General features: G+C 28.7%; 16 protein-coding genes and 3 tRNA genes. 10 read left to right on the top strand and 9 right to left on the bottom strand.

Features of this window, described 5'->3' with window-relative positions; all coding sequences use genetic code 11:
• Positions 1-28: 28 nt before the first annotated feature.
• Both BSV1_RS00385 and BSV1_RS00380 read left to right on the top strand, forming a co-directional pair.
• Positions 29-102, top strand: a tRNA-Asp gene (locus BSV1_RS00385).
• 150 nt (positions 103-252) lie between these two features.
• Positions 253-567, top strand: coding sequence for a hypothetical protein (locus BSV1_RS00380; RefSeq protein ID WP_008882218.1), 315 nt, complete (start codon positions 253-255; stop codon positions 565-567).
• Positions 568-640: 73 nt separating this feature from the next.
• Here the strand turns inward: BSV1_RS00380 and pfkB are convergent, their stop codons facing one another.
• Complete coding sequence (gene pfkB / locus BSV1_RS00375) at positions 641-1,564, bottom strand: 1-phosphofructokinase (RefSeq protein ID WP_008882265.1); 924 nt, start codon at positions 1,562-1,564, stop codon at positions 641-643.
• Positions 1,565-1,654: 90 nt separating this feature from the next.
• Between pfkB and BSV1_RS00370 the strand changes: the two genes are divergently transcribed.
• The gene (locus BSV1_RS00370) at positions 1,655-3,526 is read left to right on the top strand and encodes a fructose-specific PTS transporter subunit EIIC (protein WP_008882180.1); all 1,872 of its coding nucleotides are present in this window, start codon (positions 1,655-1,657) and stop codon (positions 3,524-3,526) included.
• Positions 3,527-3,546: 20 nt separating this feature from the next.
• Here BSV1_RS00370 and BSV1_RS00365 read toward each other — a convergent pair whose 3' ends face one another.
• Positions 3,547-4,272 carry a hypothetical protein gene (locus BSV1_RS00365; protein ID WP_008882310.1) on the bottom strand — a complete coding sequence of 242 codons (726 nt, stop codon included), beginning with the start codon at positions 4,270-4,272 and terminating at the stop codon, positions 3,547-3,549.
• Positions 4,273-4,352: 80 nt separating this feature from the next.
• Between BSV1_RS00365 and BSV1_RS00360 the strand changes: the two genes are divergently transcribed.
• A complete protein-coding gene (locus BSV1_RS00360; RefSeq protein WP_008882174.1) occupies positions 4,353-5,624 on the top strand; it encodes a M18 family aminopeptidase in 1,272 nt (423 codons plus the stop codon).
• Between the two features lie 2 nt (positions 5,625-5,626).
• Positions 5,627-6,172, top strand: a complete 546-nt coding sequence (rnmV, locus tag BSV1_RS06495; protein ID WP_008882295.1) for a ribonuclease M5 — start codon at positions 5,627-5,629, stop codon at positions 6,170-6,172.
• Here the strand turns inward: rnmV and BSV1_RS00350 are convergent.
• The 3 genes from BSV1_RS00350 to BSV1_RS00340 all read right to left on the bottom strand — a co-directional run bounded on the left by BSV1_RS00350 (position 6,154) and on the right by BSV1_RS00340 (position 9,286).
• Positions 6,154-6,225: transfer RNA gene (locus BSV1_RS00350), tRNA-Asn, on the bottom strand. The two genes, rnmV and BSV1_RS00350, sit on opposite strands and share 19 nt — an antisense overlap.
• Positions 6,226-6,267: 42 nt before the next feature.
• Positions 6,268-8,364: a LysM peptidoglycan-binding domain-containing protein gene (locus BSV1_RS00345; RefSeq protein ID WP_008882198.1), complete on the bottom strand. Its 2,097-nt coding sequence runs from the start codon at positions 8,362-8,364 to the stop codon at positions 6,268-6,270.
• A complete protein-coding gene (locus BSV1_RS00340; protein WP_008882240.1) occupies positions 8,324-9,286 on the bottom strand; it encodes a hypothetical protein in 963 nt (320 codons plus the stop codon). The genes BSV1_RS00345 and BSV1_RS00340 overlap by 41 nt, the downstream gene beginning before the upstream one ends.
• Before the next feature lie 96 nt (positions 9,287-9,382).
• Between BSV1_RS00340 and mfd the strand changes: the two genes are divergently transcribed.
• Together mfd and BSV1_RS00330 are read left to right on the top strand one after the other, a co-directional pair.
• Positions 9,383-12,760 (top strand): transcription-repair coupling factor, encoded by a 3,378-nt coding sequence (mfd, locus tag BSV1_RS00335; RefSeq protein ID WP_008882184.1) that lies wholly within the window; start codon positions 9,383-9,385, stop codon positions 12,758-12,760.
• 25 nt (positions 12,761-12,785) lie between these two features.
• Complete coding sequence (locus tag BSV1_RS00330; protein WP_008882251.1) at positions 12,786-14,003, top strand: acetate kinase; 1,218 nt, start codon at positions 12,786-12,788, stop codon at positions 14,001-14,003.
• 62 nt (positions 14,004-14,065) lie between these two features.
• On the opposite strand, the gene BSV1_RS00325 is transcribed toward BSV1_RS00330, so the two are convergent.
• The gene (locus BSV1_RS00325) at positions 14,066-14,620 is read right to left on the bottom strand and encodes a DJ-1 family glyoxalase III (RefSeq protein ID WP_008882309.1); all 555 of its coding nucleotides are present in this window, start codon (positions 14,618-14,620) and stop codon (positions 14,066-14,068) included.
• Positions 14,621-14,633: 13 nt separating this feature from the next.
• A tRNA-Met gene (locus tag BSV1_RS00320) sits at positions 14,634-14,707 on the bottom strand.
• Positions 14,708-14,918: 211 nt separating this feature from the next.
• Between BSV1_RS00320 and BSV1_RS00315 the strand changes: the two genes are divergently transcribed.
• Entirely contained in the window at positions 14,919-16,514 is a 1,596-nt protein-coding gene (locus BSV1_RS00315; protein ID WP_008882243.1) for a glycoside hydrolase family 3 N-terminal domain-containing protein, read from the top strand.
• Here BSV1_RS00315 and BSV1_RS00310 read toward each other — a convergent pair.
• On the bottom strand, positions 16,492-17,454 hold the full coding sequence (locus tag BSV1_RS00310; protein WP_008882163.1) for a DHH family phosphoesterase: 963 nt from the start codon (positions 17,452-17,454) through the stop codon (positions 16,492-16,494). The two genes, BSV1_RS00315 and BSV1_RS00310, sit on opposite strands and share 23 nt — an antisense overlap.
• Positions 17,455-17,571: 117 nt before the next feature.
• On the opposite strand from BSV1_RS00310, the gene cdd reads away from it, so the two are divergent.
• The gene (cdd, locus tag BSV1_RS00305) at positions 17,572-18,009 is read left to right on the top strand and encodes a cytidine deaminase (RefSeq protein ID WP_008882308.1); all 438 of its coding nucleotides are present in this window, start codon (positions 17,572-17,574) and stop codon (positions 18,007-18,009) included.
• A gap of 22 nt (positions 18,010-18,031) precedes the next feature.
• Here cdd and BSV1_RS00300 read toward each other — a convergent pair whose 3' ends face one another.
• Entirely contained in the window at positions 18,032-18,400 is a 369-nt protein-coding gene (locus BSV1_RS00300) for a hypothetical protein (RefSeq protein WP_008882195.1), read from the bottom strand.
• A 121-nt stretch (positions 18,401-18,521) separates the two neighbouring features.
• Here BSV1_RS00300 and BSV1_RS00295 point away from each other — a divergent pair, with 121 nt between their 5' ends.
• A complete protein-coding gene (locus BSV1_RS00295; protein ID WP_008882188.1) occupies positions 18,522-19,865 on the top strand; it encodes a cation diffusion facilitator family transporter in 1,344 nt (447 codons plus the stop codon).
• Positions 19,866-19,994 lie beyond the last annotated feature (129 nt).

Raw genomic sequence — 19,994 nt, 5'->3', positions numbered from 1 at the left:
TACTATAATCTTTTAAAAGAATGGCTTTGGGGGCGTAGTTCAGATGGTTAGAACGCCTGCCTGTCACGCAGGAGGTCGCGGGTTCGAGACCCGTCGCTCCCGATGATGAATTTTACATTTTATTGTGTCAACAGCTTTTCTTAGAGAATCTACTGATGCTCTAGCAAATTTTTAAAAAAAATTACAAATCTTTAATTTAAAAGTTATAATTTAAATAATTAAAAAAAAGAAAATCTATAAGGAGAATGTAAAATGAATCTACAAAAATATCTATTTTTAACTGCTTTATTATTAATTTCAACATCTGTTTTCGCACAAACCAATACAATAACAAAAGAAAATGTAATTCCAAATGGAAACTTAAGCCAATTTGGAGTAGAAGAGATCTGCCCAATATGTGGATATGTTAACTGTATTTGCGATGAACAAACTACAGAAATCGCTGCAAAAGTCTCTCAATCAAATACAACGGGCTTTTTTACAAGCATGGCTATACTTGCATTGCTAGTAATTACAGGATTAGCTCTAGCAAAAAAGAAATTATATAAATCAAAATTAAAAATTTAAGCAAACTAAATACTGTAGCTTTTAAAAGCTACAGTAAAGTTTCAAAATCAATCCTTCAGCTCTATTTAAAATATTAAGAAGTGCAAATATCCTCAACCCTAATCTCACAAAGCATCTTTTTAACATCTTGAAATTCACAAAGATTGCCTTTAAATGCCGTAGCTGTCCCAGCTGCAACACCAAATTTAAATGAATCCTCTAAAGTACTTCCATTATCAAAAGCATATACAAACCCGGCAATCACAGAGTCTCCTGCTCCAATAGTGCTAACAGAATTAATCTTTGGAACAAAGGCCCTAAAAGCAACATTTTTACCGCCAATAAAAATAGCTCCGTCACTTCCCATGGAAATTATAATGTTTTGAACCCCACTTTCTACAAGATTTTTTCCGATTTTAATCAATTCTTTTGCAGAATCAAATTTAGTATTAAAAAGATCCTCAAGTTCATAAATATTGGGCTTTATTAAAAAGGGATTTAATCTAAGAATTTTTCGCAAAGGTTTGCCACTGGTATCAATGATAAGCTTAACATCATTAGAAATGCCATTAGCTATTTCATTGTATGCATCCTCACCAAGAGCTGCGGGAACACTTCCTGACATCACCAATGTACTATTATTTGCTAAACCTTTAAGTTTATTTTTCAAAAGTTCAAATTCATTCTCAGAAATATCTGGAGAATTGGCATTAATCTCTGTTTCTCTACCATTTGCTATCATTTTAATATTTAATCTTGTATCATATTTTATTTTAATAAAATCGTTTTTTATGCCCCTAGAATCAAGAAAAAATCTTATATAATCACCTGTAAAACCTCCCAAAAATCCCAAAGCCGTACTAGGTTTTCCTAAATTTTTAAGAACGGTGCTTACATTTATTCCCTTACCGCCAGCAAAAAAATTGTTATTTAAAGCATAATTAAGACTTTCTTCCTGAAATTCTTTTAAAACTATTTTATAATCCACAGAAGGATTGAGTGTTAGAGTATATATCAAGATAATCTCCTTTGATTTATAAAATCAATTAAATAAATAGTAAAATTTAATAAATGTATATACACTATATAATATATAAAGGTGATTATTATGCAAAATTTATTTTCAAAAAACTTGATTGTTTTAAATTACAATGCAACTAGCAAAGAAGATGTAATTAAAAAAATGGCTAGCATGTTCAATGAAAATGGATACTTAAATGACATGGAAGCATTTATAAAAGAAATTAAAAAAAGAGAAGAAATTAACGGAACAGGCATTGAAGAACATATAGCTATGCCTCATGCAAAAGGCAATTTCATTAAAAAACACGGAATTGCTATTTTAAGAGTTGTTGGCAATGGTTTTGACTTCAACTCTTCTGATCAAAAGCTTTCAAAACTGTTTTTCATGATGGCTCTACCCGAAGAAACTCCAAGCAATGCACACATAAAAGCTATATCATACCTAAGTAATACTTTTAGCAACAACCTATTAAGACATGAACTTATGAGCACAAATAATGAAGATAGATTTTTAGAAATAATATTGAATAATGACAATATAAATGAATCTAACAATTTAAATACAAAAAAAGATTTCATTCTTGCCGTAACAGCATGTCCTGTGGGAATAGCTCACACCTATATGGCAGCAGAAAGCCTTAAAAAAGCAGCTTTAGAATTAAACATAAATATAAAAGTAGAAACAAATGGATCTAGTGGAACCGAAAACCCAATAACAGAAGAAGAAATAAAAAAAGCAAAAGGGGTCATTATTGCATCTGGTAAAACTATCGATAAAGAAAGATTTAGCGGAAAACCTTTAATCGAAGTGGGAGTAAAAGACGGCATACACAAAGCAAAAGAGCTTATCCAAACAATTCTTAAAAACGAAGCACCAATTTACAAAAAAAGTAACACAAACAAAACCGCCGAAACTCTCCAAAAACAAAACAAAAAAACGGGGATTTATAAACATCTAATGAATGGAGTCTCATTTATGCTTCCATTTGTAGTCTCAGGAGGAATAATAATAGCAATATCATTCATGTTTGGAATCAAAGCATTTGACATAAACGATCCAAGCTACAATAAAATAGCAGATATTCTAATGCAAATCGGCGGTGGAAGCGCATTTGCTCTAATGATTCCAATACTTGCTGGCTACATTTCATTTAGCATAGCAGAAAGACCAGGACTTGCGCCTGGAATGATTACAGGATTAATGATGAGCAATGGAAATGCAGGATTTCTGGGAGGCATCTTAGCGGGATTTATTTCAGGCTACGTTACACTAACTGTAAAAAAAATATCTGACAAAATAATTCCTAGCAATTTAAGAGGAATAAATCCGGTATTAACTTATCCTTTTTTATCAGTTATAATTTCAGGAATTTTGATATATGTAATGCTTAGTCCAATATCTGTTATTAATGAATCAATAACAAATATGCTAAATCAACTTAGCGGTACTAATATGGCAATACTTGGAGCTTTGCTTGGAGGAATGATGGCAATAGATATGGGAGGACCTGTAAATAAAGCTGCATATGCATTTGGAATTGCAATGATAACTGCAAAAAATTATATTCCTCACGCAAGCATAATGGCAGGAGGAATGATACCTCCCATAGGAATTGCTCTTGCTACAAGTTTATTTAAAAATAGATTCTCAAAAGAAGAAAGAGAATCTGGAAAAGTTTGTTATTTTTTGGGAGCATGCTTTATTACAGAAGGAGTAATTCCATTTGCAGCAGCAGATCCTTTAAGGGTAATACCCGCATGCATACTAGGCTCATCTGTAGGAGGATTTATTTCTGCACTTTTCAAGGTAGAGGTTATAGCGCCACACGGCGGAATATTTATTCTACCAATAGTAGTAAACCCATTAATATGGATAACATCTATCCTGATAGGATCTATTATAACAGCTGTTTTAATAGGAATTTTTAAAAAAGAATACAAGAATATAAACGATTAAGTTTATATTCTTGAACCCAGTCAATAAACTAATCTAAGTTTTATTGGTGTTTCAAGACTTAATCCTTTAACCATATCCATCTCAAACCTCAGTGTGTTTGAGTTAATTTGTTTGAATCCAGATTGTTCTTGAACATTTCTAGAGGTCTTAACTATAAGATTAAGTTTGGAATTGTCAATAAGTTCACTTGCTTTGGAAGTAAAATCCGATAAAAAATAAACCAAAACATCTTTATATTCTTTGGCAGACATTGGAATCTCATCCGATGGCAAAAGAGCAGCAAGTGCATCACTAATATATTCTTTATTTTCATTAATATTCTTAGTAGCGTTTTCCAAATTAATATTAAGTTCAATAATATTTTTACCATCTTTTTTTTCTATCTTAAACACAGATATATCGGGTTTTTTCATATAATCGCCTAAAATTTTAATTAAATTATCAAACTTAACAACTAAATTAATAGAATCTCCTTGAGTTTTAATACTCAAAAGCTTAAACCCAAGCTTTTCCTCTCCATTTTTAAAGTATTTTTTTATTTCATCTACAGGAAAAAGAGGCATATTTGCAATTTCTTCTCCCACCAAAGTTGTTAAGAGTTCCTTTCTAATTTTTTCAAATTCTCTATTAACATTAACAAATATTGAAACAACACCACTAATATCATCATTTAACTCAATTTCAACATTAGAGCTACAGGCAAAAAAAATCAACAATAAACTCAAGCTAACAAAACACTTTCTCATAACAAACTCCTAACTAACAGTTAAAAACTATTATAATAGAATATATAGCTACAAAGCAATAAAACTAAAGGAGAACACCCATGGTGGATGATAAAACACTAGAACCAAAATTTTTTCAAAGCCTGCTAGACAATAGCCCTACCCCTTATCACTTAGTAAACTATATTGAAGAGAAATTAATAAATTATTTTAATGCACAACAATTAAAACTTAATGAAAAATGGAAAATTGAAACAGGATCATATTACATAAAAAAAGAAGGAACTAGCCTTATTGCCTTTAATATTGATGTCAAAAAAAAATATGAACCGTTTCTAATAGCAGCAGCACATACAGACAGTCCGGGATTAAAATTAAAAATAGACGCAACAGAAAAAGCAAGTGGTGTGTTTTATAACCATATTGAAGTTTATGGTAGTCCAATAATTTCTACTTGGATTGACAGAGACTTAAGCTTAGCAGGAATTGTATTTTTCAAAAAAAATGAGAATATTGAATCAAAATTAATCAATATTGAAAACATAGGAATTATTCCAAACCTTGCAATCCATTTAAACCGACAAATTAACGAAGGATTTAAATACAATACTCATGACAATTTAACAGTAATCAGTAGCACTAAAAAAGCAATAAAAGATAATATCTTAGAACAACTTGGAATAGAATGTGAAAATTTTCTATCTTGTGATTTAATATTCACAGAATCACAACCTTCTAAAATAATAGGAACTGAAGGAGAATTTTTGGCTTCTAAAAATCTTGATAACAAATCGGGATGCCATGCAATCATGAATTCTTATGTTCACACAAGCAATGATAAAAATAAAATAGCTGTATTTTTTGATAACGAAGAAGTAGGATCTTTAACATCAAGAGGCGCTGATTCAAAATTTTTATCAGAAGTTTTAGAAAGAATCGATCTTGCTCTTGATTTAACCAGAGAAGAGCATTTAATAAAAACAAACAAATCATTTAATATCTCAATTGACAGCGTTCACGGCATTCATCCTGGCTATACATCTAAACATGATCCAAAATATCAAGCAAATCTGGGTAAGGGCGTAGTTGTAAAAAATAGCGCTAATTTCAGATATGCAACAACTTCAACAGGATTTGCAAAATTAAAAAATTTGGCCATTAAAAACAATATTAAGATTCAAGAAATAATAATGAAAGCAAATGTTCCTTCAGGCACAACAATTGGTCCAATCTCAAATGCAAGAACAGGAATAGAAACTATTGACATTGGAACACCAATGTGGGCAATGCATTCCCTGCGCGAAACAGTATCAATAGCTGACCACATAGAAGCAATTAAATTGCTAAGAGCTTTCTTTGAAAAAGGAATTTAAAATTGGAAAAAATAAAAGAAATAATTGTAGTTGAGGGAAAAGATGATCTTAAAAGAATCAAAGAATCTTTTGACTGCACAGTAATAGAAACAAAAGGATTTGCTTTAAAAATTGAAACTATTGAATTGTTAAAAAAAGCATTAAAATACAAAGGAATAATAATTTTAACAGACAGCGATAAATCTGGAAATATTATTAGACAAAAAATAGTCAAACATCTGGGAGAAAATAATAAAATCAAACATGCATATCTTAATACTAAAGACACTGAAGTTGAATCAGTAAATAAAACAGAAATAATAAAAATACTTAAGGGGGTTGGAACTTTATCTAAAGATAATCAAAAAGATTTATTAACATTAAGCGATTTGTTAGAACTTGGCATAATAGGAGAAAACTCAAAAGAAAATAGACAAAAAATACAAAAACACTTTTGTTTGGGGGATGGAAACAGTAAAAAACTCTTAGAAAGACTGAATTACTTTAAAATAACAAAAACAGACCTAAAAAATCAATTGGCTTTAACTAACTCCCCCAGAAGGACTTGAACCTCCGACCTAGTGGTTAACAGCCACCCGCTCTACCACTGAGCTATAGGGGAAATTGAACACTAAAAACATTATCTTAAATTTAAAAATTTTTGTCAATTATTTTCCAATATTTTTAAAATCCCATTAGCAAGAATTTTGGAATCTTGATCTCTAAGCTTAGAAGATCTAATAGACCAAGCTTCCTCTGGAAATGCCAAATTTCTAACTTCTACTAAAAGCTTAGTCATTACTATATTATTTCTTAAAACATGAAGATTTTGACCCTTAATATAAAAACTTCTTTTCATTCCTTCTGTAATTTTTTCTGCTGCAGACTTTGAATGAATATCATATTTTTTATCGTCATCTTTTTGATAATAAAACCCCATACTCTTAGGCGCTCCAACACTATTATCCGCATGCAAACTAAAAAAGGCTATATCCTTATCTTTAATATGTTTATATTTATTAACAATGTTTTTAACAACGACTAATCTTTTTTTAAGGCCTGACGGAGTGCCGCTTATCCAAGAATCAACAGTATCATTTTTATTTAGATCATAATCATTGTAAACCTCGTTTTTAACATTAACAAAAGTATTGTTAGCAAAAACACTATTTCTAATTAAATGGTCGGGGGCTAAAATAGTAAATTCAACATTGGCCCCCTCTTCTTTAAGGTATACATAAAGCCTTAAGGCAATATCATATACATATTCATCTTCAACAACAAAAACTTCATTTCCAAGACCATCTCTAGATTTAACAATAGCTCCAGGATCAAGACCACCGTGACCTGGATCAAGAATTATTAATTTATCCTTAAGCCTTGATCCTTTATTAAACCTAGAATTTACCAACTTTTCAAAACTTTTGAAAAGTTGGGTTGCCTTTTTATAAGAATTCAAAGGAGAATGCCAATCTTCTGAATAAAACTCACTTGGCTGACTTATCTTTCTTGGTCTATACCAATAATAGAAATCACCAACAACCTCAAATATTGGTATTTTGGAGTCTAAAATAACCAAAGAGCTAATATCAAAAAGATCTTGATTGGCAGTAATTCCAAAAGTATTTAAATTTAGTTTTTTGTTTTTACTTGAGGGAAGATTAACTATTGTTTGCACTTTATTAGAAGAATTAGGGACAGAATCAACCTTTTTTTTAATATATAAATCGTTTTTAGTTTTAATTATAGAAGAATCAATTGAAAGTTTTTTATCAAAAATTTTCAATTTTTGATCGTGCATAATATTATTGCTGCTTAAATTATTCCAATTTTTAAGGTCATCGATTAAAACACCGTAATGTCTGGCAATGCTATACAAAGTCTCCCCTACAGCAACTGAATGATAGATAAACTTATTATCTATTTTTTTCTCAATTTTAAAATCTCTCTCAACAGGTTTTTCTAAATCATTATTTACAATCTTTAAAACATTTAACAATGAACCTGCTTTAAGATTAACAGCCCGATTGCCATTAAGAGCTACAAGATCCTTAGCAGTAACGCCATAAATATAAGCTATTCTGCCAAGAGTTTCCCCTCTTTTAACATAATGAAAATTAACATTCTTAGTGGCTTTCTTTAAGAAAAGTTGCTGGCCAATCTTTAATTTATCATCATTAAGAAAATTAAATTTTAAAATATCCTTAGAACTAATATCAAAATCCTGAGAAAGTTTTGAAAGTGAATCACCCTTCTTAACCACATAAGGCTTTAAAAAATCAGGCTCAGTTAATACAAGCTTCATTCCAACCTTAAGATCTTTGGAGCGCAAATCATTCCAAGCTATTATCTCTTCTTGACTTAGTCCAACAAGCTTTGAGATGCTCTTAATGGTGTCGTCTTCTTTTGCGGTGTAAAAAATTACCCCTTTACTAACAGATTCTAGCGCACTAAAAGAATGATTGACTTTGTGGGTAATGTTTTGACCTAAATTAGAATCACTTGGAATAATTAATATTTGACCCGCCCTAATATTGTCAACATTAAGTTTATTAATCCTTTTAAGATCGCTTACTTTGGCTTTATATTTAATTGCAATTGAAAAAAGAGTATCTCCTTTGACAACTCTATACTCAAAATCGGCATTAAGATTTACAGGACTTATTATTAAAAAATAAAATAATATAATAAGATCTATAATTTGCAAAACACAAAAAGTTTTACTTTTCCTTAATGCCAGTATTTTGAACAATGTAATCATAAATTATCCAATAATAATCATATTTTTTGAAGAAGAAAGTATATCTTTTGGAAATATAAAATTGTCCATCGTCAAAATATAAATCAGCAATCACCTTGCCCGAAGTATCAGAATAGGTTGTTTCAATAATAGAAAATTTATTTGGTGCTTTTGAAATATCTGAATTATTAGAATTCCACAAATATTCTTTATACTCTTCAATTACATTTTTATTGGGAATAGGTGATAACTTTTGCTTATAAAGGTATGCCTTGCCTTTGTCATTTAATAACAAACCTTCAATATCAAGATATAAAAAGAACTTTTCTTTTTTCCCAAGCTGCAATGCCTTTAATAAATATTTAACAATCTCATCGGGAGATAATTTTTTCTTTTTCAAGATATCTTGAATATCATTATTTTCAGACAAATTAACAAGGTCTATGCTACCTGGATTTTCATCAAAACCATCATTTAAAAAAAGCGTAATAATATTGGATTCTTTTTTCTTAGATGGATCTGAAATGTCTGGGAAAAAAATACCCTTAACAAAATAAACTCCATCTTTACTAAACTTAACAAATTGATTTAAGTTAATAACTACAGAAAATTTTTCATTAGGTCTCAAGCTCATATTTCTAACAGGAATTGCAACATTTTTAGATCTCTTTTTAACATATTCAATAGGTCTTTTAACTTTAATATTGGTGGTATCAGTAACATCAAAATCAAAGCCAAAAGAATTAATATCGCCTATTTCTAAAGTTAAAACACTCTCAGACACATTGCTAAGAGAAACTTCAATAAAAACATTACTATTGACACGATAAATAGATTGATTAAAAAACTTGATTTTAAAATCAAGACCCTTGTAATCCCCCGCAAACAAAAGAAAAGAAATATTCATAAAAAAGATACAAAAAAGCAATTTTCTAATATTCATAAGCTCCCCTCAAAACCTAAACACATTATATATAAAGAAAGTAATAATACCTATAGTATATTATTATACTAAATTAATTAAACAAAAAGGTAAAAAATGAATATAGATGAAGAACTAACAACAATATTAAGGAATAATTCCAATTTAAAAAAAATGAAAGAATTTTTAGAACAAAATACATTTTTTTCATTAACAGGATATGAAGGATTTTTCAAAGCCTTTTTAATTAAAAAAATCAAAGAATATAGTAAAACCGGGAAAATAATATTAATAGTTAAAGACGAACACACATTAGATAAAATCAAAAACGATTTACAGGTAATTACAAATCAAATCTTTGAGCTTAACTATTTTAGCCCCCTTGTATACAAGGGCATTGGCTCAAAAAGTACGATCTTTAACGAAAGAATCAAATTTTTAATCAATTTTTATAAAAAAACCCCTGGAATATATATTACAGTCTTGAAATCATTGCTTAGCAAAATACCCGATAAAAATACATTACTAAAGAATATATATAAAATTGAAAAAAATACCAATATTAATACAGCAGACATTGAAAAAACTCTTATAACATTGGGATATGAAAAAACATTAAGAGTAACAATTCCAGGAGAATTTACAGTAAAAGGAGAAATTATAGATATATACCCTTTTGGAGAACAAAATCCAATAAGAATTGCACTAAACTTTGACAAAATAGAAGAAATAAGAAAATTTAATCCCTTAACCCAATTAAAACACGATAATGAAATTTTAGAATTCCAAATTCTTCCAAAAAAAGAAATTATTTGGGACGATGAAACTATTAACACCTTAAAAACAAAAATTAAATCTGTTGAATATAAAAAGATTCTTGAAGAGTTGGATTTTAAAAAAGAAACAAAAACAGAAGAAATGTTTTATCCACTAGTAGCAAATACTTACTTGGGTGATGAGATTGAAAAACACACACCTATTGTAAACTTTGAAATTAACAATTTCGAAAAAGAAATTGAAAAAATACATCAAGAATACGAAAAGCTTTACAAAGAAGCAGAAGAAGCCGGTAAAAATATAATTGATCCAAAAAGAATTCTCTTAAATTATAAAAACTTCAATCTAAAAAGCGATGTTTTATTTTCAAAAATTAAAAGCCCTGAATCCAAAGAAATTATCGAGTTTAAAATCGAAAATGAGAGAAACTTTTTTTCAAATATAGCACTTACAAAAGAAGAATTTGAAAATTGGCTGAAAAATGGATTTAAAATCATTATTGCAGCAGAATCTGAATCACAAAAAGAAAAACTTAAATATATTTTCAAAGAATTGCCAAAAGTATCAATTGGGGTTTTAAAAATATCTAGCTCTTTAATAATAGAAAAAGAAAAAATTGCCATTATTCTTGAATCAAACATTTTCAATACGGGGCAAAAAATAAACAAAGCCTTTGAATCTTCAAAAACAAAAGCTATTGACTCTTTTGTTGGGATTGAGAAAAATAGTCATGTAGTTCACATAAACCATGGAATTGGCATATTTAAGCAAATAAAGAGAATAAAAACAAGCTCTCTTGAAAAGGATTATATTGAAATTGAATACGCTGAAGGAGAAAAACTATTTATTCCAATTGAACAAACAAATTTAATCCAAAAATACATTGGAAGTGATCCTAAAAATATTAAATTAGATAAAATTAGTTCTAAAACATGGATAAAAAACAAAGCAAACGCAAAAAAAAGAATCGAAGAGATTGCAGACAAATTAATAGAACTTTATTCAAAAAGAGAAAGCATCAAAGGTATTAAATACCCAGAAGATAACGAATTACAATTGTTATTTGAATCTGAATTTCCATACAATGAAACTCCAGATCAAATAAAAGCAATAAAAGAAATAAAAGAAGATATGATGAGCTTCAAAGTGATGGATCGCCTTCTTTGTGGAGATGTTGGATTTGGAAAAACTGAAGTTGCTATGAGAGCTGCTTTTAAAGCCGTAATGGGAAACAAACAGGTTATTGTACTCTCGCCAACAACTATCTTAGCAGAACAGCATTTCAATACATTCAAAAAAAGATTTAAAAATTTTCCAATCAAAATCGAAGTATTAAGCAGATTTATAAAAAATAACGCAGAAAGCCGGATTTTAAAAGAACTTAAAAGTGGAAAAATTGATATAATCATAGGAACACACAAAATTCTTTCAAAAAAATTCACCTGCAAAAATTTAGGGTTAATAATAATTGATGAAGAACAAAGATTTGGCGTAAAAGAAAAAGAAAAACTTAAAGAAATAAGAATTTCGGTTGATTGCCTTGCTCTTTCTGCAACACCAATTCCCAGATCTCTTCACATGTCACTAATTAAGCTTAGAGATATTTCCGTTTTAAAAATTCCGCCTCAAAACAGAGTAAAAATAGAAGCTTATTTAGAATCGTTTAGTGAACTTTTAATAAAACATGCAATTGAGAGTGAACTGTCTCGAGATGGTCAAGTTTTTTTAGTAAATCATAATATTGAAGAACTGTATTATTTAAAAACACTAATTGAAAAATTAACACCTTATGCAAGAATTGCAATAATTCATGGAAAACTAACAGGAGAAGAGATTGAAAATATAATGCACAATTTTATTAAAAAAGCGTATCAAATTTTATTGGCAACAACAATAATTGAAAATGGAATAGACATTCCAAATGCAAATACAATAATAATCAATAATGCAAACAAGTTTGGACTTGCACAGCTATATCAACTAAAAGGAAGGGTTGGAAGAGGATCTCAAAAAGCTTATGCTTATTTTTTGTACCAAGACAGCGAAAAGCTAAATGAACGCTCTATTGAAAGACTAAGAGCAATAACAGAATTTTCAGAGCTAGGAGCAGGATTTAAAATAGCAATGAAAGATATGGAAATAAGGGGTGTTGGCAATTTACTTGGTAGAGAACAACATGGGGAAATTGAATCGATTGGACTAGATTACTATCTAACAATGCTAAATAAAGCAATTGAAAAGAAAATGGGAAAAATCTCATCAGACGAAGAAGAGGTTGATATTGAAATTAACTATAGTGGATTTATTCCTGAAAATTATGCAAAAAATGAGCAGGATAAACTACTAATCTACAAAAAAATCTTTAAAATTCAAACTGAAGAAGAAAGTAAAAAAATAAGATCAGAGCTCCACGACAACTTTGGCCCAATACCCGAAGAAATAAACAGTCTATTAATGTTGGCTGAGCTTAAAATTTTGGCAAAAAATTTAAACATAACAAAATTAAAAGAAACAAACAGAGTTTTGGAAATAGAATACCAAAATATAGAAAGCATTCCTATGGAAAAAATAATAGAAATACTTCAAAAACATCCTAATTTATTAATATTAAATCCCTCATATCAAAAATCAATATTTTTAAGCTTTAAAAATATTGAAAAATCTGAGAAAATAAATTACATATACAAAAATATTAACTTACTAAAGACAAACACATAACTTGTTAAATACAAAAGGAAAAAAAATGAAAATATTAATCATAAACACAGGAAGTTCTTCATTAAAATTCGCTATTTATCAATATGAAAATTCAAAAAAAATAATATCTGGAATTATTGAAAAAATAAAAGAGAAAAAATCAATCATAAAAATTGTAAATACTGACGGATCAACAACAGAAAGATCTGAAAAAGGAATTGAAAATCACCAAAAAGCAATAGAAAAAATGTTTAAAATACTCACAAACAGCAATTTAAAAATCCTTAAAACTCTTAGTGAGATTAAAATAATAGGACACAGAGTTGTACATGGAGGCTCAAGTCTTAAAAATTCAGTAATTCTTAAAACCAGTATTTTAAATACATTAAAACAAATTTCTGAACTTGCTCCACTTCACAACCCAAGTGCAATCATCGCAATAGAAGCAGTGCTTAAAATTTTGCCACACACCAAACAAGTTTTATGCTTCGATACATCCTGGCATCAAACTATAAAAGAACACGCTTTTCTTTACGCAGTACCATATTCTTGGTATAAAAATCACAGTATCAGAAAATATGGCTTTCACGGACTCTCTTATTCGTACATAACAAAAAGAACCTCAGAAATTTTAAATAAAAAAATAGATAATCTAAATTTAATAATATTGCATCTTGGAAACGGAGCAAGTATTAATGCTGTAAAAGATGGAAAATCTTACGACACAAGCATGGGAATTACTCCGCTTGAAGGCCTTGTAATGGGAACAAGAAGTGGAAATATAGATCCATCAATTATTAATTTGATGAGCACAATATTAAATAAAAACACTAAACAAATTGAAGAAATATTAAATAAAAAAAGCGGCATGCTAGGAATTTCTGAAAAATCAAATGATATGAGAGATATTTGGAACAAAATTAAAGAAGGAGAATATCAATCAAAAATTGCAGTAGAAATAATGACATATAGAATGAAAAAATATATTGGATCTTACATTGCCGCTCTCGATTTTAATGTCGATGCAATAGTCTTTACAGGTGGAATTGGGGTTGTTGATTATAAAGTAAGAGATCTTGCGTTAAAAGGATTTGAAAAAATTGGAATAGAGCTGGACCTTGAAAAAAACAAAATGTCCCAAAGTAAAACCTTAGAATCTGAAATATCAACCATTAAAAGCAAAGTAAAAATACTGGCAATACCAACAAACGAAGAATCAACCATTCTTGAAGACATTTATAATTTAATTCCAAAAAATTTATAATTTACAATTTTAAAAACTAAAATCTGGTTTATTTATTATAATTATTTAAAATAGATTTATATTTAACTCTTGCAAAGTAAAGTTGCTTTTTTAACATCTTCCATTATTTGCTTTCCTTTTACCATTTCAAGAAGAGTAAAAGCAAATTCAAATGAAGTTCCAACTCCTTTAGAAGTAATAAAATTATTGCTTCTAACAACATTTTCATCTACAAACTCACCATCAAGAACATTTTTTTCCAAACTTGGATAACATGTAAACTTATTGAATCCTAGAAGACCTTTAGCAGCAAGCACTACTACCGGAGAAGCACAAATAGCTGCAATATATTTACCTTTGGAATTCATATCTTTTAAAATCAAATCCAATTCTTTTGAATTAAAAAGATTAGTAGCTCCAGGCATACCTCCTGGGAGAATTATTAGATCAAAACAATTTTCCTTACAGTTTGATATTATATCATCTGCTAAAAAAGAAACGCCTTTTGAACTTATCACAACATTGCTATCATTTGCACTGATAATTTGAATATTAACATTACCCCGTCTTAAAATATCAATCGGGATTATGGCCTCAATATCTTCAAAGCCATTTGCAAGAATAATTCCTACTACCATTTACAACCTCTAATGCTGATGGAGGGACTTGAACCCACGACAACTCGGATATGAGCCGAGTGCTCTAACCAACTGAGCTACATCAGCTTAAACTTTTATTAAGTGTATAAATTCAATAATGCTTTGTCAATGTTATTATTTAAAAGCATTATTATAAAGTATAATACAAAATAGCTTGCTAATAAATATAAATTACTAAATTAGCATTTATTATTTATATGGTTAAATGAAAAGAAATTTTTATCTCATTGTCCTTTTTATAGCTAATAACTGCTTTTCCATTGATTTTTGGGATACGATGGAAAGAGAAAAATTAATAAATGAAATGGTAAGCAAAATGCAAGATCATGAACTACTGGGGCAAATGTTCATGATAAGCTACCCAAATCAATCAATCACAAATTTTGTTCTTGATTTTATAAGTAAAAAAAATCTTGGGGGAATTAAAATTTTTGGATGGAACGCAAAAAATTTAAAAAATTTAACAGAAAGTATTCATAAAGCTCAAAAAACATCTCAAAATAATAAATTTAAAATTCCTTTATTTGTAGCAACAGATCAAGAAGGGGGATTGGCGCAACACATAAAATTAAATACATCAGAAACAATTGGCAATCTTGGAATTGCAGCATCGCTTTCTCCAAAAGATTCTTATAATACAGGATATTACATAGCACAAGAGCTAAGGCAACTTGGAATAAATCTAAACTTTGCACCCATAGTAGATATATACAGTCATGAAAATAATTTTGCAATAGGACCAAGAACATATTCGGATAACCCCAAAATAGTATCACTTCTTTCTCTGGCTTTTTACAAAGGACAAAAGCAAGGGGGAGTAATTTCTACTGCAAAACATTTCCCAGGACACGGCAATACTACCCTTGACTCTCATATCAATATTCCAATAATAAATTCTAATTTACTAGAAATAAGCTTAAATGAACTTTTACCATATAAAATATTAATCCAAGAAAACATTCCCGTAATAATGACAGGTCATTTAGCATATCCAAAGCTTACAAATGGAGAAAATATCCCTGCATCATCCTCAATAAAAATAATTAAAGACATACTGAGAAAAAAATTAAAATATAATAACATAATAATTACTGATGACCTTTTAATGAACGCAGTAAACTACAATAATGAGAGCATTTATAATACGATTGAAAGAATAGTTAGAACCAAAAGTGACATTTTTTTAATATCTTTAAATGAAAATATACAACAAAATGCTTACAACATGCTATTAAACTTAATGAAAAAAGATTCAGAAATAAAAAACAATATTATTGAATCTAATAAAAGAATATTAAGAATAAAATTAATGTACTTAAAAGAAAATAAAAATAAATCTGATCTTTATCCTAATTTCAACAAAAATGAGAAAATATATTCAAAAGAAGGTGAAAAATTTTTTGAACAAAACACATTAAGGAGTATTACAAAAGTAAGAATAGAAAAAGAAATATCTAAAACCAAAAAAACACTTATAATATCTCCTTACTACAAAATGATTACAGAAGGTAGAAAAATATTTCAAAATACATACGCTTATTATTACAACTATTATCCCTTAAACGGAATTAATCCCCAAAAACTCGACGAAATTAAAAAATTAATTAATAAATTTGAACAAGTAATATTTAATTTATCCACACCTGGAAGCTTGAAATATTTAGAAAATTTGAAAGAATACAAAGATAAAATAAGCGTAATTGTATCTCTTACGCCTCACCATATTAAAAAATTAAATTGGATAAAAAACATAGTAATTATTTATGGAACAACACCCTTGGCATTTAAATCTGGATTTTTAACACTCACTAAAGATTTTGATCCAAAAGGAACCATCCCTTTAAAAAATATTATAAATAAATATTATCCTTAATGTATGCTAGCATTCGATTTTTTACAATCTCTAGAGAACCTTGTTTGATTCTAAACCCGCTGGCATTTTTATGCCCACCGCCTCCAAAATCTTCTGCCAATTTTCCAACATCAAAAGAATCTTTAGATCTTAGCCCAACTATAATCGAACCGTCCTCCATTTCCTTTAAAATGCCTAAAATTTCATTATTCTCAACATTGCTTAAAATCATATAAAAAAGCTCATTAACCCCACTAACTCCACCATCTTTGCCAGAGCTAGAAGAAGATAAAAATGTAAACAAAACCTTTCCATTCCAATAAGATTCAAGATTGTTAAGCATTAACTTAAGAGTTTCTATTGATTTTAGGCTTTTGGTGGCTTCTATATAGCTATAAACTTCTTTAAGGCTTATTCCTTTTGAAACCAGTCTTGCAACCATTTCAAAAGGCTCTGGATCACTTCTTGAAATAAATTTAAAAAAACCAGTATCAGTACAAAATCCTACTAAAATATACCAGGCCTCTTCTTTTGTAAGATCATGTCCAAACTCTCTTATCAATTTTTCAATTAAAAAAGTAGTAGAAGGCGCAAAAGGATCAATATAGCCCTCACATTCTAATTTTTCTCCAGACATATGATGATCGATTACCAAAGTAGGCATATTCTTTACATAAAAGATAAATTCATCACCTATCCTATCTAAAATCGAGCAATCTAAAATAATAACTGAATACTCTGAAATCTCAATATTGGGCCATTCAGATAAAAACTTATCCTTAAAAGGAACTATTTCTTTTCTAATAAAAGGACCTTCATTTAACAAAATAGAATTTTTACTAATTCTTGAGAGAAAAGACGATAAAGCTAACGAAGAACCTATGCAATCAAAATCAGGATCTTTGTGCCCAATAATAATAAAATTATTATATTTTCTAATAAAATTAATAACATCTCTCATAATAAAGTTCGCAAACCTTCCGCAAAACAAGTTTTTGGCTTATTTTACATTGACTATATTACAATATTTCAATAAAATAAACCACAATGGCTAATAAAATATAACAGGTGGAAAATTTTGGAAAAACTAAAACAAGAAGATATAGATAAAGCATTTTATATGGCAGAAAAAGCACGAAATAATTCATATTCTCCATACTCAAAATTCAAAGTAGGTGCCTGCATTAAGACCAAAACAAACGATTTTTTCATTGGAACAAATGTTGAGAATGCAAGTTTTGGAGCAACTTGTTGCGCAGAAAGAAGTGCAATTTTGAATATGATTGCAAAAATTGGTGTACAAGCAATAGATTTTTTATTGCTTAATACAAGTCCTGAATCTATTCCGTGCGCTATATGCTTGCAAGTAATGGCAGAATTTTTTAATCAAGATACAAAAATAATAATAACAGAATCTAAATCATTTAGTGAAAACAAAACGCCAATAAAAATTTATACATTAAAAGATTTACTTAAAGCTCCTTTTGATAAAAAAGAGCTACGAAGAGTAACATAATCTCAACTTGCAAAAAATTAAATCAATTTAATATCTTTAGAGAAACTAAAGCACTTGCAAACTTATTTAATTTGTTGCTTTCAAGAGTATTGGCAGATAAATCAAATACATTTAAAATAAGTTTTTTCTCATCAGAATTAAAATTATATTCCAAATCTTCAAATAATAAAAAATTAATAATTGGAACAAATTTTTCTATAAAGCTGTATAAACTATTATTAACATCATAGGTTTCATAATAATAATCAAATATATCTTCTAATGACCTTTTGTCAAACTCTTTTAAAATCTCGTAAAAAATATTTTTAATATTACCAATTAAACTGTGCAAATCATTATTATTTAAAATAATTTTTTTACATTTTTTCACAAAAAAATCTGCTTGCCGCATAAAATATCCCTCACTTTTGCCCCCAACAAACCAAGATTGAGCTTAAATTTAATAAATGATAAAATTTAACATTACTGCTAATATGGTAAAATTATGCAACAACTAGGAGAATGTTACAATTATGGTCAAGGTAATAAGCTTAAAAAACATTCATAAATTTGCTTATTTAAAACTGGATACTTTAAAAAAAGAAGATATCTACATTGTTTATATTGAAACTAATTCAAAATTAATTGCAAATCTTAAAGCAAAAGCAAAAGCTGATCAAATTGAAATAATTAATTTTTATATTGATGATGATTTTAAATCGGAAGGCATAGAAAGAATAATGATTAGCAATTTAATTCACTACGGCAAAAAAAATAAGTTTAAAACAATTTCATGCCAAATTGCTGAAATACAAGAAGAGCTTTTAAGCTTGGGATTTGAACATAACGATTCTAAATATAAAAAAGAATTAGCACCTGAAATAGAAGAAGATAAATTTGTAATGGGAATAGGAATAATCTCTATATTTACTGAAGTAGCATCAATATCTTCTAAGCTTACTGTTGGAATATTGTTTAATTCATTTGCACTTATTGCTGATGCTTTCCACGTGATGGCCGACCTTGTTTTATCTACAATAACTTATTTTAGTTTGAAAATTACAAGCAAGCCTGAAACCATCCATTATCCTTATGGACACAAACTAATGGAAAGCTTAATAGCTTTTATCATGGGAATAATTATACTTATGACAGGATTTACACTATTTCTAAATACAACCGGATTAAATAAATTTATCACTCTTGGGGGAGAGTCTGGATTTAATCTACACATACACCAGAACAAAAATAAAAATGATACTATAGATGAACATGACCATTACCACTCACACGATCATAACCACGACCACAACGAAGAAGACAAAAAAAACATACTAGAAATATTTTCAAATAAATCTCTTAAAAAAAGCTTGTGGATACCATTAACCCCCTTCATTTTTTTTATAGTGAAAATAATAGAATATTTGACAAAATTTCAAATAGGAAAAAGATACAACAATCAACTTCTCTTAGCACTAGCTTCTGCTGATAAAAACTGTATATTCTCACATGGTGGGATTACACTAAGTTTACTGCTTGCAACCTACATGTGGAGTGGCTTTGACAAAATTATGTCTATATTTATTGGCTTTATCATAATAAAAGAAGGGCTTAACGTAATAATAAATAACGCAAACAATTTGCTCTCAAAACAAAATATAGATCTTAAAAGAAGCGTAAAAGACACGTTAAAAAATTCAAATATAAACTTTAAAACACTCAATTTTCATAATCAAGGCAACAAACTTGTGCTTTATATCAAAATAAATTTAAATTCAGAAAATGACTTTAAAAATTTTATAAATAAAACACAAGATATTAAAAAAATCATAAAACAAGAATATAAAGAAATAAATGATATATATTTTTTAGTCTAATTAAATTAATAATAAACAAATAATTGACACTCATAATAAAGTTGTGCTAACATTTTAAATTGTAAGACGCAGGGTAGAGCAGTTGGTAGCTCGTCGGGCTCATAACCCGAAGGTCATAGGTTCGAGTCC

Origin of the sequence: [Borrelia] finlandensis (assembly GCF_000181875.2) — a bacterium.
Taxonomy (GTDB): Bacteria; Spirochaetota; Spirochaetia; order Borreliales; family Borreliaceae; genus Borreliella; species Borreliella finlandensis.
Note: the sequence above shows the minus strand (reverse complement) of the source record. Positions and strands in the feature narration are given on the sequence as shown.

What these genes read in the sequence shown, in the direction of transcription:
- BSV1_RS00310 (WP_008882163.1), bottom strand. Translation starts at nt 17,454, where the DNA reads ATGAGAGATGTTATTAATTTTATTAGAAAATATAATAATTTTATTATT.
- BSV1_RS00300 (WP_008882195.1), bottom strand. Translation starts at nt 18,400, where the DNA reads ATGCGGCAAGCAGATTTTTTTGTGAAAAAATGTAAAAAAATTATTTTA.
- BSV1_RS00295 (WP_008882188.1), top strand. Translation starts at nt 18,522, where the DNA reads ATGGTCAAGGTAATAAGCTTAAAAAACATTCATAAATTTGCTTATTTA.
- BSV1_RS00315 (WP_008882243.1), top strand. Translation starts at nt 14,919, where the DNA reads ATGGAAAGAGAAAAATTAATAAATGAAATGGTAAGCAAAATGCAAGAT.
- BSV1_RS00325 (WP_008882309.1), bottom strand. Translation starts at nt 14,620, where the DNA reads ATGGTAGTAGGAATTATTCTTGCAAATGGCTTTGAAGATATTGAGGCC.
- BSV1_RS00380 (WP_008882218.1), top strand. Translation starts at nt 253, where the DNA reads ATGAATCTACAAAAATATCTATTTTTAACTGCTTTATTATTAATTTCA.
- BSV1_RS00365 (WP_008882310.1), bottom strand. Translation starts at nt 4,272, where the DNA reads ATGAGAAAGTGTTTTGTTAGCTTGAGTTTATTGTTGATTTTTTTTGCC.
- BSV1_RS00340 (WP_008882240.1), bottom strand. Translation starts at nt 9,286, where the DNA reads ATGAATATTAGAAAATTGCTTTTTTGTATCTTTTTTATGAATATTTCT.
- BSV1_RS00330 (WP_008882251.1), top strand. Translation starts at nt 12,786, where the DNA reads ATGAAAATATTAATCATAAACACAGGAAGTTCTTCATTAAAATTCGCT.
- BSV1_RS00345 (WP_008882198.1), bottom strand. Translation starts at nt 8,364, where the DNA reads ATGATTACATTGTTCAAAATACTGGCATTAAGGAAAAGTAAAACTTTT.
- mfd (WP_008882184.1), top strand. Translation starts at nt 9,383, where the DNA reads ATGAATATAGATGAAGAACTAACAACAATATTAAGGAATAATTCCAAT.
- BSV1_RS00370 (WP_008882180.1), top strand. Translation starts at nt 1,655, where the DNA reads ATGCAAAATTTATTTTCAAAAAACTTGATTGTTTTAAATTACAATGCA.
- BSV1_RS00360 (WP_008882174.1), top strand. Translation starts at nt 4,353, where the DNA reads ATGGTGGATGATAAAACACTAGAACCAAAATTTTTTCAAAGCCTGCTA.